Source organism: Bacillus sp. CBEL-1, from assembly GCF_004348885.1.
GTDB lineage: Bacteria > Bacillota > Bacilli > Bacillales > Bacillaceae_H > Priestia > Priestia aryabhattai_A.
This window is the reverse complement of record NZ_SBIM01000013.1, coordinates 1,605,139-1,619,348: the sequence shown is the minus strand read 5'-3', so window position 1 is coordinate 1,619,348 and position 14,210 is coordinate 1,605,139. Positions and strand designations below refer to the sequence as shown.

The 14,210-nt window shown below is 37.5% G+C and carries 14 protein-coding genes, 1 tRNA gene and 1 other annotated feature; of the genes, 14 read left to right on the top strand and 1 reads right to left on the bottom strand.

Translation table 11 applies throughout. The features are described 5' to 3' along the window. Positions 1-66: 66 nt before the first annotated feature. Together EPL02_RS18230 and ssuD are read left to right on the top strand one after the other, a co-directional pair. Positions 67-759 carry an ABC transporter permease gene (locus EPL02_RS18230; protein WP_179289253.1) on the top strand — a complete coding sequence of 231 codons (693 nt, stop codon included), beginning with the start codon at positions 67-69 and terminating at the stop codon, positions 757-759. A 21-nt stretch (positions 760-780) separates the two neighbouring features. Next, on the top strand, positions 781-1,881 hold the full coding sequence (gene ssuD, locus EPL02_RS18225) for an FMNH2-dependent alkanesulfonate monooxygenase (protein WP_094911829.1): 1,101 nt from the start codon (positions 781-783) through the stop codon (positions 1,879-1,881). Positions 1,882-1,921: 40 nt separating this feature from the next. Here the strand turns inward: ssuD and EPL02_RS18220 are convergent, their stop codons facing one another. After that, positions 1,922-2,128, bottom strand: coding sequence for a hypothetical protein (locus EPL02_RS18220; RefSeq protein ID WP_061785402.1), 207 nt, complete (start codon positions 2,126-2,128; stop codon positions 1,922-1,924). Between the two features lie 236 nt (positions 2,129-2,364). On the opposite strand from EPL02_RS18220, the gene EPL02_RS18215 reads away from it, so the two are divergent. The 12 genes from EPL02_RS18215 (at position 2,365) to ilvN (ending at position 14,172) form a co-directional block, all read left to right on the top strand. Further along, entirely contained in the window at positions 2,365-4,362 is a 1,998-nt protein-coding gene (locus EPL02_RS18215) for a penicillin-binding transpeptidase domain-containing protein (protein WP_131888358.1), read from the top strand. 391 nt (positions 4,363-4,753) lie between these two features. Further along, positions 4,754-5,371 carry a DUF47 domain-containing protein gene (locus EPL02_RS18210; protein WP_094911827.1) on the top strand — a complete coding sequence of 206 codons (618 nt, stop codon included), beginning with the start codon at positions 4,754-4,756 and terminating at the stop codon, positions 5,369-5,371. A 13-nt stretch (positions 5,372-5,384) separates the two neighbouring features. Then, on the top strand, positions 5,385-6,386 hold the full coding sequence (locus tag EPL02_RS18205) for an inorganic phosphate transporter (protein ID WP_094911826.1): 1,002 nt from the start codon (positions 5,385-5,387) through the stop codon (positions 6,384-6,386). A gap of 223 nt (positions 6,387-6,609) precedes the next feature. Beyond that, positions 6,610-7,029: a MarR family winged helix-turn-helix transcriptional regulator gene (locus tag EPL02_RS18200; RefSeq protein WP_094911988.1), complete on the top strand. Its 420-nt coding sequence runs from the start codon at positions 6,610-6,612 to the stop codon at positions 7,027-7,029. Positions 7,030-7,039: 10 nt separating this feature from the next. Next, a complete protein-coding gene (gene racE, locus EPL02_RS18195; protein WP_094911825.1) occupies positions 7,040-7,834 on the top strand; it encodes a glutamate racemase in 795 nt (264 codons plus the stop codon). Between the two features lie 122 nt (positions 7,835-7,956). Next, the gene (locus EPL02_RS18190) at positions 7,957-9,042 is read left to right on the top strand and encodes a GerMN domain-containing protein (RefSeq protein WP_131888357.1); all 1,086 of its coding nucleotides are present in this window, start codon (positions 7,957-7,959) and stop codon (positions 9,040-9,042) included. Between the two features lie 179 nt (positions 9,043-9,221). After that, the gene (gene rph, locus EPL02_RS18185) at positions 9,222-9,944 is read left to right on the top strand and encodes a ribonuclease PH (RefSeq protein WP_094911823.1); all 723 of its coding nucleotides are present in this window, start codon (positions 9,222-9,224) and stop codon (positions 9,942-9,944) included. 36 nt (positions 9,945-9,980) lie between these two features. Then, positions 9,981-10,577 carry an XTP/dITP diphosphatase gene (locus EPL02_RS18180; RefSeq protein ID WP_131888356.1) on the top strand — a complete coding sequence of 199 codons (597 nt, stop codon included), beginning with the start codon at positions 9,981-9,983 and terminating at the stop codon, positions 10,575-10,577. A 14-nt stretch (positions 10,578-10,591) separates the two neighbouring features. After that, entirely contained in the window at positions 10,592-11,101 is a 510-nt protein-coding gene (locus tag EPL02_RS18175) for a metallophosphoesterase family protein (RefSeq protein ID WP_094911821.1), read from the top strand. A gap of 125 nt (positions 11,102-11,226) precedes the next feature. Beyond that, positions 11,227-11,300 (top strand) — tRNA-Arg (locus tag EPL02_RS18170). A gap of 313 nt (positions 11,301-11,613) precedes the next feature. Beyond that, positions 11,614-11,863 (top strand) — a binding site (T-box leader). 93 nt (positions 11,864-11,956) lie between these two features. Further along, positions 11,957-13,663: an acetolactate synthase large subunit gene (gene ilvB, locus EPL02_RS18165; protein ID WP_179289251.1), complete on the top strand. Its 1,707-nt coding sequence runs from the start codon at positions 11,957-11,959 to the stop codon at positions 13,661-13,663. Beyond that, positions 13,660-14,172, top strand: a complete 513-nt coding sequence (gene ilvN / locus EPL02_RS18160; RefSeq protein WP_094911819.1) for an acetolactate synthase small subunit — start codon at positions 13,660-13,662, stop codon at positions 14,170-14,172. The genes ilvB and ilvN overlap by 4 nt, the downstream gene beginning before the upstream one ends. Positions 14,173-14,210: the final 38 nt, after the last annotated feature.

The window sequence follows — 14,210 nt, the reverse complement described above, 5'->3', positions numbered from 1 at the left end:
AAAGTTTTGTTGAGAGGCTTATTATTTCCAACTCTACTAACAATCGTATGGCAAATTATTGGTTCAATGGGGATTGTATCGAGTACAGTACTGCCTACACCTTTAGATATTGTTATCGCGTTTCAACAATTGATTCTAACAGGAGAGCTTCCAAGCCACTTGCAGGTTAGTATCTTTCGAGCTGCTCTTGGTTTTTTAGTTGGAGCGGGACTTGGATTAGTCTTTGGAATTATTGTTGGATTTTCAAGTAAAACTGAAGCGTATATGGATCCATCCATCCAAATGCTTCGTACGGTACCACATCTAGCGGTTGCTCCATTATTTATCTTGTGGTTTGGTTTTGGTGAAGTGTCAAAGGTACTTTTAATTGCTAAAGGAGCATTCTTTCCGATTTATGTAAACACATTTTTAGGAATTAGAGGAGTGGATTCAAAATTATTTGATGTTGCTCGCATCTTACAGTTTAGCAGATGGAAGCAAGTAACAAGATTAATTCTTCCAGCTGCTTTACCAAGTATTCTATTAGGAATTAGACTATCGCTGGGCATTGCTTGGCTAGGGTTAGTCGTAGCAGAGCTTATGGGATCAAGTGAAGGTATTGGTTATATGATTATGGATGCGAGACAGTTTTCTCAAACAGATATTGTTTTTGTGGGTATCATTATTTTTGCTGTAGTTGGTAAACTGTCGGATTCATTTGTTCGGCTGCTCGAAAAGCGGTTATTGAAATGGAGAGAAAGTTATACAGGGACACATTAATGAATAAAGGGGAGAAAGATTATGAAAATATTATGGTTTATTCCGTCTCACGGCGATGGGCGTTATTTAGGAACAAATAAACGAGGAAGATCAGCTGACTATACGTATTTTCGTCAAGTTGCTCAAGCTGCTGATAGATTAGGATACGAAGGTGTACTTATACCTACTGGTAAATCTTGCGAAGACCCGTGGCTGTTGGCTGCATCGTTAATTCCAGAAACAGAGCGTCTGAAGTTCCTTGTGGCCGTTCGTCCAGGGATTATGACACCGACGGTAGCAGCCCGGATGACATCGACGTTGGACAGAATCTCAAATGGCCGCTTATTGGTAAACGTTGTAACAGGAGGAGATCCAGTTGAGCTTGCAGGGGATGGTGTTTTCTTAAATCACAATGAGCGTTATGAAGTAACTGATGAGTTTCTATCGGTATGGAAAAGGTTATTAAAAGGTGAGAAAGTCAACTTTCATGGAAGTCATATTCGCGTTAAAGAAAGTGAGCTATTGTTTCCGCCAGTACAACAACCACATCCGCCTATCTATTTTGGAGGGTCATCAGAAGCCGGTCAGCACGTTGGAGCTCAGCATTCAGATGTATACTTAACTTGGGGAGAACCAGTAGAACAAGTAAAACAGAAGATAAAGGCTGTTCAGACAAAAGCAAATGGCCGTGATATTAAGTTTGGTATCCGCTTGCATGTTATTGTTCGTGAAACAGAAGAGGAAGCATGGCAAGCAGCAGATAGATTAATTCAACATCTGGATGAAAAAACGATTCAAGCTGCACAAGCTACATTTGCTCGTTATGATTCAGTTGGTCAACAGAGAATGTCTTCTCTTCACCATGGTACAAGAGACCAGTTAACTATAGCTCCTAATTTATGGGCTGGAGTTGGATTGGTTAGAGGAGGCGCTGGTACGGCACTAGTTGGGAGTGCTGAAAATGTAGCAAAACGCATAAAGGAATATCATTCCATTGGAGTGGATACATTCATCTTATCTGGCTATCCACATCTAGAAGAAGCTTATAATGTAGCAGAGCTTCTGTTTCCCCTTTTACCTGTAGGTATAAAAATTCAATCGCCTATTGGAGAAGTGGTAGCAAATCATTCGTTTCCGAAATAATAGATAATAAAAAAAAGCCGACTCATAAAAGAGCGGCTTTTTAGGTTGTTGGTTTTGGTTTAGTAGGAACAGCTTGATCGACTTTTTTAGTTTGCTGGATATAGACTTTAAATAAGAAGATATTTAAGCATCCTAATGTTAAAAACAAAGGTGCGAAATAATATTCTTTTACGAGAAACAAAACGAAAACGCTTCCAAAACAGAACAGAGAACTAAATAAAAAGTAAAACTGTAAGAACTTTTTCACTTTAATCGCCTCCTGTTTACAACTTCTTACACTTATTATATCAAATGATTAACAAAATAGACACAAAATATTCACAAATTGTTCAAAAAAATTTCGCAAAACATCTTGAATTTTTGTCGAAAACAATCATATGTGTATGATGTATAACAAATGAACGAAAAAAGTTGCTTAAATTGAGAATGTATATGTAAAATTTAATATTAAAGGAAAAAAGTACAAGTGAAGGGGATGAATCGATGAAAAGATTTAGAATGCTTTGTTTGATGCTGTTAATCATGATTATAGCGGGCTGTTCAAATGAAGAAGCAGCAAACGATCGCTTTAAACAATATGTGAAGCTTTGGAATGACCAAAAATTTGAAGACATGTATTCTTATCTATCTCAAGAAGCTAAAAAAGATTTGGCAAAAGATGAGTTTGTAGCTAGATATCAAAAGATTTATAATGCAGCTGAAGTAACCAATTTAAAAGTAAAGGTTATAAAATCTGAAGAAAAGCCAGAAAATAGTGAAATTTCTTTGCCGTTTGAAATAAGCATGGATACGGTAGCTGGTAAAATTTCTTTTAAAGAAAATGTGCTATTGGTTGAAGAAAAAGTTGGTGATCAAAGCACGTGGAACGTATCTTGGAAACCTAATATGATTTTTGATGAAATGACACAAGGAGATGAAGTAAGCGTTAGAACATTACGAGCTGAACGTGGAGAGGTTACTGATCGTTCTGGAAGCTATTTAGCTCAGAATGGAAATGCTTCTCAAATAGGAATTGTGCCAGCAAAGTTTAATGCAAAATTAGATGAGAATAAAGAGAGCTTAAGCAAGCTTTTAAATATATCTACTGAAGAAATTGATAAGGCGCTTAACGCTTCATGGGTAAAAGAAGACCAGTTTGTGCCAATCAAAACCATGACGGAAGAAGAAGCTTTAAAAGGAGAAGAGCAGCTTCTAAGTGTTGAAGGAGTTCAAATAAATAATGTACCTGCACGTATTTATCCGTGTGCTGAAGCATGTGCACATCTAGTAGGTTATGTAGCTCCCGTGACGGAAGAGTTTTTAACAGAACACAAAGGTGAAGGGTACAACTCCCAGTCTAGCGCTGGTTTAATTGGTATAGAAGCTCAATATGAAAAGACCTTGCGCGCCAAAGATGGAGCCATCATTTCAATTATCGGTTCTGATGGTAACATAAAAAAAGAAATTGTAAGTAAGAAAGCTGAAAATGGAAAAGACTTGAAGCTGACGGTAGATGCAGATATGCAAAAAAAGTTGTATGAACAAGTAAAAGGCGAAAAGGGTCTAGGAGTTGCAATTCATCCCTTAACGGGAGATGTATTAGGAATGGTTAGTGCACCTTCTTTTAACCCAAACCATTTTTCTTTGGGAATTACATCTACAGAGTATAGTAAATTATCTAACGATGCAGATAAGCCGCTATTAAATCGTTTTAACAAAACATATTCACCTGGCTCTACATTTAAATTATTATCTGCAGCACTGATTGCTGATAGTGGGAAATTTGATTTGAGCGAAAAGAGGAAAATCGGTGATAAATGGCAAAAAGATAGCGGTTGGGGTGATTTTTATATCACACGTGTAGGCAGTCAGCCTAATGTGAATTTTCGAGATGCGCTTGTCACATCAGATAATATTTATTTTGCCCAAGCTATAACAGAATTAGGAGTAAAAGCGTTTGAGCAAGGTAGTGAAAAATTCGGCTTTAACGAAAAGTTACCAATTGATTTTCCGTTTCAAACATCTAAAATTTCACAAAGTAATTCTATAGACTCTGAACTTCTTTTAGCAAATTCAGCGTATGGACAAGGAGAAGTACAGGTTAGTCCTCTCCATCTAGCATCTATTTATTCTTCTATTGTAAACGGTGGTAATATGATTAAACCAAAGCTTATTATGAATGAAGAAGCAGAGCCAGAATTTTGGAAGAAAGATGTAATGAGCAATGAAGCAGCTTTAAACATTAAAGAAAGTCTGATTGGTGTTATTGAAGATTCTAATGGCACAGCAAAAGAAGCGAAGATAAATGGTTTAACACTTGCTGGAAAAACTGGTACAGCAGAGTTAAAACTTTCTCAAGGGGAAAAAGGAAAAGAGAATGGTTGGTTTGTAGCAGTCGATACGGAGTCACCGCATTTACTGGTAGCTATGATGGTTGAGGATGTAAAAAAAGGTAGTCATGATGTTACGCCAAAGGTGAAAAATATATTTAATCAAACATAACAATTAAATAAGAAAAAAAGAGGGGAGAATTTAAGTACTCCCCTTCTTCTTTATTTTGGTTTAATTTTCTGAATAAACAAAAATGTTAAAAGTTTGTAAACCCCAATATTATCCAATTGTTTGTTATCCCTTGATACAACAAGGATTTATATAATAAGGGAATGAAATTGTAAAGTTAAGTCTTTACAATTCATCTGAAAACATATTGACATTCATGCATAATAGGAGTAATTTTTGTTTTGGTATTAAAAAATTCAGTGAAAAAGCTAAGTTTTTGTCGAATGATGTAAAAAGACATAATCTATGATAAAAGCTTGATTAAAATAGGGACTAAAAAAATTACATATAACGAGTCCTTATAGAGGTTAATAAATTGGATGGAGGCTTTACCGTGATTAAAAGGAAAAAAGACAAATTTTCTGAAATGTTGCTTGATATTGCTCAAAACCTAAAAGAATCAGCTGACTTTTTAGGTAACTTTGAATTAAACAATGTATCAGATTTAAAAGAATTCGCTAATGTATTAAAAGCATACGAATCAAAAGGTGACCAATATGTTCATACAGTAATTACAGAACTAAATAAAGCATTTATCACACCGATTGAACGTGAGGATATTTTACAGTTAGCAATGAGTCTAGATGACGTATTAGACGGTATTGATAATTTTGCTGCTATGCTGGAAATTTACTCGATTGCAAAATTTGATGAATATGTAAAAGAATTTGTGAAGAATATTCAAAGCTGTGCAGCAGAAATTTTAGTAACAATCAATCTTTTATCTGAAAAGAAATTATCTCAAATTAGTGCACATGCAATTAAAATTAAAGAGTATGAGTCTCAATGCGATATTTTATATAGAAAAGCATTGAAGCAATTGTTTTCTACATGTAAAGATCCAATTAAAGTAATTCAGTATAAAGAAATTTATGAAATATTAGAAGAAGTGGCAGATTACTGTCAGACTGTTGCTAATAACTTAGAAACAGTTATCATGAAGAACGCGTAAAGGGGCAATAAAATTGGATTCACTGTTACTTTTAACTATCCTTGTTGTTGTTGGAGCGCTTGCCTTTGATTTTATCAACGGATTTCATGATACAGCAAATGCAATTGCTACGTCTGTTTCAACAAAAGCGTTAAAGCCTAGACATGCCATTATTTTGGCGGCAACAATGAACTTTGTAGGCGCAATGACTTTTACAGGAGTTGCAAAAACAATTACAAAAGATATCGTTGATCCATTTACACTTCAAAATGGATCCGTTGTAATACTAGCTGCGTTAATAGCTGCAATTGCGTGGAATTTAATTACGTGGTATTACGGAATACCTAGTAGTTCTTCTCATGCTATTATCGGTGCTATTGCAGGAGCTGCCATTGCAGCAGCGGGATTTGGTGCGTTAAACTATGGCGGTTTTATCAAAATTATTCAAGCTCTTATCTTCTCACCAATTCTTGCTTTTGTGGTTGGTTATATTGTATATACCATTATAAAGTTAGTTTTTAAACATAATAGCAATTTATCTAAGACTAACAAGCAGTTTCGACATGTTCAAATCTTAACAGCGGCATTACAATCTTACACTCACGGAACGAACGATGCTCAAAAAGCGATGGGGATTATTACAATGGCTTTAATTGCAAATAACATGCAGAGCTCAACTGATATTCAGTGGTGGGTACAGCTCTCTTGTGCATTAGCAATGGGAATTGGAACATCTGTTGGTGGTTGGAAAATCATCAAAACAGTTGGTGGTAAGATTATGAAGATTCGCCCGGTAAACGGTGTAGCAGCAGATTTAACCGGTGCAGCGATTATTTTTGGAGCGACTTTTATTCACCTACCAGTTAGTACGACGCATGTTATTTCATCATCAATCCTTGGTGTTGGCTCAGCTCATCGTATTAAAGGTGTTAAGTGGGGGACGGCACAGCGCATGCTAATTACATGGGTTATTACGTTGCCAATCTCCGCTACGTTAGCAGCAATTGCGTATTTCATCTTAGATTTATTCTTTTAAAGAAGCTCATTATGCGAGCTTCTTTTTTATTTATCTAAATGAAGGGTTAAATTTTACACAGCTGTTTAAGTTCTAGCTTGAAAAAGAGCATGAAAAAGAGGACAATAAATATGATGGTTATGAAAATATATAGCGCACTATGTGTTCAGATAAAAATAGAAATAAGGTCAATTCCTTAGAAGGTTAGAAAGGTGGTATATGATTGCGAGATCAAGATGAAAGCATGGTAGTAGAGTTGGAAAGGTCGCTTCGGCATATTGAAGCAATCATTAAGCAAAAAGGTAGAGAAATTTTAGGTCAGTATTCAATTACTCCGCCCCAATTTATTGCATTACAGTGGTTGTTTGAGCGTGGAGATATGACAATTGGTGATTTGTCTAATCGAATTTATTTAGCTTGCAGTACCACAACCGACTTAGTAGATCGTATGGAAAAAAACAAATTGGTGATAAGAGTAAAAGATCCAAAAGATAGACGAGTTGTTCGTATCCATTTGCTTCCGGAAGGAGAGCGAATTATTGAAGAAGTCATTTATAAAAGAAGAGGTTATCTAGAAGGTGTACTAAGTGACTTTTCAGAAGAGGAAATAAAAGATCTTCAAGGTAAATTAAAGAGATTACATGATGAAATGAAAGAAAAATGAGGCGATTTTTGTGAGTAGACCAATAGGTGTTATTGATTCAGGTGTAGGTGGATTAACTGTTGCGAAAGAAATTATGAGACAGCTTCCGAAAGAACAGATTATGTATATCGGAGATACAGCCCGCTGTCCATATGGGCCCCGACCAAGTGAAGAAGTGAAAGCTTTTACTTGGGAGATGACGAATTATTTAGTAGAGCGCAATATAAAGATGCTCGTCATTGCCTGTAATACAGCTACGGCTGTTGTGCTTGAAGAGATTCAGCAGCAGTTAGATATTCCTGTACTTGGAGTCATTCAACCTGGTTCTCGTGCAGCGCTTAAAGTGACGAAAAATCATAAAATAGGTGTCATCGGAACAAACGGTACGGTCAAGAGCCAGGCGTATACACATGCTCTTAAAGCTTTGCATAATCGAGTAGAAGTAGATAATCTAGCTTGCCCACTATTTGTACCGTTAGTCGAGAGCGGTAATTATGAAAGTGACGAAGCTTTACGGATTGTAAAGGAAACGCTAAGGCCGTTGACTAACACGGATATTGATACGTTGATTTTAGGATGTACTCACTACCCGCTGTTACGACCAGTTATTCAACAGGTAATTGGAAGTGGTGTCCAGCTGATAAGCTCTGGTGAGGAGACAGCGATTGAGGTGAGCGCTATCTTATCCTATAGTAATTTACTAGCATCAAGCGGTGAATTACCTGAGCATCAATTTTTTACAACGGGATCGGTTGAGCTTTTTCAATCTATTGCATCGAAGTGGTTTGAACATCCGGTGTATAACGTAAATCATATTGTTTTATAATCAATACGAAAGGAGCAGTGAGAGGTCGCTGCTCCTTTCGTATGAAAAAATAAATTCCTTCGGTCTAAAATAAAAAAAGGCTCGTATACATAATAGTACAAACCGTCTGAGGAGGGGAAGAAATGTCTAAAAAGACAAATCTTATCATGGTGTCAGCAGTGGTAGCTACATCGGTACTATTATCGGGGTGTGGGATGTTTGGCGGTGAAAAAACGGCAGAAATTGATCCACCAAAAGATGTTACCTATGTTAAAGATGAAAAAGCATTGGAAACCGAAGGTAAAGTAGCAAAAGAAGGAAACGATCAAAAGAAAGAAGCAGCAAAGTCTAAAGCTGAAAATAAAACAGAAGTTTATTTAATTGATAAAAATGGCTATGTTGTGCCTCAAACATTAACTATGCCGAATGAAAAAGGTGTTGCGAAACAATCCCTTGAGTATTTAATTGAAGGTGGAGAAGTTTCAAATCTGTTGCCAGATGGTTTCCGCGCAGTGTTGCCAGCAGATACCCGCGTATTAGGAACAAAGTTGGAAAAAGATGGGACGATGATTGCTGATTTTTCACCTGAGTTTGCCAATTATAAAAAAGAAGATGAACTGCGTATTTTACAAGCGATTACTTGGACGCTTACTCAGTTTGACGGAGTAAAAAAAGTTAAGCTTCGTATTAATGGTTATGATAAAGACACAATGCCAGTTAATAATACGCCAATTAGCGAAGGGTTAAGCAGAGCGGATGGGATTAACTTTGATAATGCAGGTGTTGTAAATATTACTCAAACAAAGCCGGCTACAGTTTATTATTTAGCTCAAAACGGGAAGCACACGTACTACGTTCCTGTTACGAAACGAATCAAGGCGAATGAGAGCGATATGTATACAGCTATTGTTAATGAGTTAGTGGAAGGCCCATCTGCTTCTTCAGGGCTTGTTACAGACTTTAATCCAGATGCACAGCTTGTATCTAAGCCGAAATATGCGGATGGTAAGTTAACGTTAACGTTCAATGAAAACATTTTTGGTAATCTGAAAGGAAGCAAAGTATCTCAACAAGTATTAGATTCACTTGTCCTTTCATTGACAGAGCAAAAAGGTGTTGAGAGCGTTGCGATTAAAGTAGATGGTAAGAAGACGTTAACAAATGAAGAAGGAAAAAAGTTAACTGAGCCAGTTTCTCGACCGAAAAATGTGAACACAAAAAGTTTCTAAAAAGTTTTTTACTATATTGATGGTTAAAATATGAAGAGGTGCGCTTATAAAAGCCATCTCTTTTCTTGTTGGATAGGTATGCTTACGAATGATATAGGTATATAATGAAAAGTGTTGTGTTTTACATCGTTTTATACGAAATGATACATATAAAAAATCATATTTAAGGAGGAGAACATATGCGCAATGATGGTCGAAATCAAAAGGAAATGCGTCCGGTTACCATTCAAACGGAGTACTTAAAGAACCCTGAAGGTTCTGTGTTAATATCTGTAGGAGATACGAAAGTAATTTGTACAGCAAGTATTGATGATCGAGTACCACCTTTTATGCGTGGTCAAGGAAAAGGTTGGATTACGGCTGAATATTCTATGCTTCCAAGAGCAACGCAGCAGCGAAATATTCGTGAATCTACTAAAGGAAAAGTGACGGGGCGTACAATGGAAATCCAGCGCTTAATTGGGCGTGCTCTCCGGGCAGTTGTAGATTTAGATAAAGTGGGCGAAAAAACAATCTGGATTGATTGTGATGTTATTCAAGCTGATGGAGGTACTCGTACAGCATCTATTACAGGAGCGTTTGTTGCAATGACCCTCGCTTTTGAAAAGCTTCTTAAAGAAGAAAAGATTAAGGAAATGCCAATTACAGATTATCTAGCTGCTACGTCTGTTGGAATACACGATGAACATGGTGCGATTCTAGACTTGAATTACGAAGAAGATTCAACTGCAGCAGTTGATATGAACATTATTATGACAGGGCAAGGTAAATTTGTTGAGCTTCAGGGAACAGGTGAAGAAGCAACGTTTTCTAAGCAAGAGCTTGATGAATTAATTTCTTTGGGAGAAAGCGGAATTAAGCACCTTATTGAAGCGCAAAAGCAAGTACTTCAATCGCTATAAGAAAAGATATTAACATTAGGTGTGGAGGAGATTAAGATGGTTCGAGAAGTCATTATTGCAACAAAGAATGCAGGAAAAGTAAAAGATTTTCAAACACTTTTTTCTTCTAAAGGCATTGAAGTTAAGTCGTTGCTTGATTTTCCTGAGATTGCTGATGTTGAAGAAACGGGAACAACTTTTGCTGAAAATGCCATTTTAAAAGCTGAAGCAATTTCACATACATTACATACTGCCGTTATAGCGGATGATTCAGGGTTATCTATTGATGCGTTAGACGGAGAACCGGGCGTGTATTCAGCGCGATATGCTGGCGAACAAAAGGATGATAATGCTAATATAGAGAAAGTACTAGAAAAGTTGAACGGTGTGCCGTTTGCTGAACGAACAGCAAGGTTTCATTGTACGCTGGCTCTTTCTGTACCAGGCAAAGATACGATTACAGTAGACGGAACGTGTGAAGGATATATCTTGGAAGAGAAAAGAGGAGAAAATGGCTTTGGCTATGATCCAATTTTCTATATTGAACAGTGGAAGCGTGCTATGGCGGAGTTGACGAAAGAAGAAAAGAATAAAATTAGCCACCGAGCAAACGCACTGAAAAAACTTGAACCACTGATTGATGCCCAATTTTAAAGGAGTGATGACGTGTGAAACTATTGATTGTAAGCGATAGCCACGGATTACAAGATGAGTTAATCGTAATTAAGGAGAGACATGCAGATGTAGATAAAATGATACATTGTGGTGACTCAGAACTTTTGCAAAATAGTAAAGAAATGGCGAACTTTTTAAGCGTTCGTGGAAATTGTGATTACGATGCATCCTATGTCAACGATCGCGTTGAAAAAGTGGGAGAAGCTACATGTTTGGTAACACACGGTCATTTATATAACGTTAAAATGTCAATGATGAATCTTCACTACAAGGCAAGGGAAGTAGGAGCGAATGTCGCATGCTTCGGTCACTCTCACGTTGCAGGAGCAGAAGTAATGGATGGCGTATTATTTATTAATCCCGGAAGTATTTTACTGCCTCGTATGAGAAAAGAGCGCACGTATGCTATACTTGAGCTGGAAGACAATGAAGCAACTGTACAGTTTTATGAGGTAAGCGGTGAGCGTATTCCTAGCATGCAGCTGACGTGCACGCTTGCTTAAAAAATAAATAAAATAAATGAGAAGAAAAAATTTCTCCTCTCTTCTCATTTATTTTTAAAAAAACGTTGACTTTTTAATTGTATTTAAATATAATTAAAAATGTCTTTGAAACAATTTAACAATATGTCCCAGTAGCTCAGCAGGATAGAGCAACGGCCTTCTAAGCCGTCGGTCGGGAGTTCGAATCTCTCCTGGGACGTCCTAAAAGCCTACTTTTTATCTTAAGATAAAAAGTAGGCTTTTTGTTTTTCTAAGGAGTACAAATGAACTCGATAGAAAAACTTTTTTAAATCCTCTCATCCTTAGAGTCTCAATGATGAAAGCGTATCCAAAAATTCTGTTTAGTCTAAATTATCTAAAAAATATTCAAAAAACGGTTGACTATGTATAAAAATGGGCGTAAGATAGTCCTCAAATATAAGTTTTCTAAAAATTTTAATTAGTTGAAAACGTTAGTTTTCTCTGTTATTTGAAAGTGAAAATCTGAGAATAACATCAGGATAAAATAATGAACTAAAACGTTGAAGAGGATAAGTAATTTTGATAGTTTGGTATCAACAGAGAGTCGGGTTGCTGGAAGCCGACGTTACCACATCAAAGTGAACTCACCTCAGAGTGTCATCCTGAATTGAGTAAGGATGGCCGAGTGTTATTCCAACACACTCGTTATCAAAACGAATGTTTATACATTCATGAGGTAGTCTTCGTGACTACAAATGAGGGTGGTACCGCGTAAAGTACAAAAGACTTTTCGCCCCTTGACCTATCTTAATAAAGTGGGTCTTTGTCAGGGGTGGAGAGTCTTTTTTTCTTTTTATTAAGAAAACGAAAGGATGAGAAAAAGTGGGAGCCAATATGCAAACAAAAGAGCCAGCAAACATTGGGAAACAAATGAATGGATCTGATATGTTGATTGAATCTCTAAGAAGAGAGAATGTTGACGTCATTTTCGGTTACCCAGGAGGAGCTGTCTTACCAATTTATGATAAGCTTTACGGCTCAGGAATGTTTCATGTACTTGCTCGTCATGAGCAAGGTGGGATTCACGCAGCCGAAGGGTATGCGAGAATTTCTGGTAAGCCTGGTGTTGTCATTGCTACGAGTGGACCTGGTGCTACAAACATTGTAACTGGTTTGGCGGACGCAATGATTGACTCACTTCCTTTAGTTGTATTTACGGGGCAAGTAGCGTCAAGTGTAATTGGTTCAGATGCGTTCCAAGAAGCCGACGTATTAGGAATTACAATGCCGATTACCAAGCACAGCTATCAAGTGCGTAAAGTCAGTGATTTGCCAAGAATTATTAAAGAAGCATTTCACATTGCAACAACGGGAAGGCCTGGTCCAGTCTTAATTGATATCCCAAAAGACATGGCACAAGGAGATGGTGAGTTTAGCTATGAAGGTGAGGTTAACTTACCAGGCTATCAGCCTACATACACGCCAAACCAGCTCCAGGTTAAGAAATTAGCCGAAGCGGTAACAGTTGCTAAAAAGCCAGTTATTTTAGCAGGTGCGGGTGTATTATTGAGTAAAGGTTCAGAAGAATTAAAAAATTATGTAGAAAAGCAAAACATTCCTGTTGTGAACACGTTGTTAGGGTTAGGCTGTTTTCCGGCGGATCATCCGCTTCATTTAGGAATGGCCGGTATGCACGGCACGTACACAGCAAACATGGCGATTTATGAGAGTGATCTACTCATCAGCATCGGAGCTCGATTTGATGATCGTGTAACAGGCAATTTAAAGCACTTTGCACCAAATGCTAAAATTGCTCACATCGATATCGATCCAGCTGAAATTGGTAAAAATGTACCAACGAAAATCCCGATTGTGGGAGACGCAAAAGAAGTGCTTGCACAGCTTCTTTTACAAGATGGAGAAACAGGAGATTATACGAAATGGCATGAGAAGTTAGCGGGATGGAAACAAGAATATCCTTTATGGTATGAGAACTCTTCAGAAGTGTTAAAGCCTCAAAAAGTGATTGAGCTACTACATCAATATACGGATGGAGATGCTGTAGTGACAACAGACGTAGGTCAGCATCAAATGTGGGTTGCTCAATACTATACGTTCAACAATCCAGATCGATGGGTAACGTCAGGCGGTTTGGGGACAATGGGATTTGGTTTACCTTCTGCCATCGGTGCACAGCTGGCAAACAAAGATAAAACAGTTGTAGCAGTTGTTGGGGATGGCGGCTTCCAGATGACGCTACAAGAATTAGGTGTGATTCATGAGCTTAATCTACCTGTGAAGGTGGTTATATTAAACAATCATTCTCTTGGAATGGTTCGACAGTGGCAAGAAATCTTCTATGAAGAGCGATATTCTCATTCACTGATTCCAAATCAGCCAGATCTTATGAAACTAGCGGAAGCCTATGGCATTAAAGGACTTCAAGCAAAGACTGAAGAAGAGGCACATGCTGTGTTAAAAGAAGCGATGGAGACGGATGGTCCAGTGTTAATGAACTTCTTCGTAGCACCAAAAGAAAATGTGTATCCGATGGTTGCTCCTGGAAAAGGACTTCATGAAATGGTGGGGGTGAAACCGTGAAGCGGATTATAACAGCAACAGTGTTAAATAGAGCAGGTGTATTAAACCGAGTAACAGGGTTATTTACTAAAAGAAATTTCAATATTGAAAGTATTTCAGTAGGGCATACCGAGTCAGAAGGCGTATCGCGTATGACGTTTGTAGTAAACGTGGAAGACGATGGGGCTGCTGAGCAGGTAATTAAGCAATTAAACAAACAAATTGACGTCTTGAAAGTTCAGGACATTACTGAACAGGCGGTTGTTTCACGTGAGCTTGCTTTAATGAAAGTAGCTTCAACACCAGCGAGCCGAAATGAGTTGTATGCAGTTATTGAACCTTTTCGAGCAACCATTCTTGATGTTAGTCGAGATAGCTTAATCATCCAAGTAACGGGTGAATCGAGTAAAATCGAAGCTATGATTGATTTACTTCAACCATATGGGCTGAAAGAAGTAACGCGAACGGGTACCGTAGCTGTGCCGCGTGGAACACAAAAAGTAGCTGCAAAATGGTCATCAATTATTTAACTAGGATTTAAACAAAAAATTAACCTATAAAAAATTAA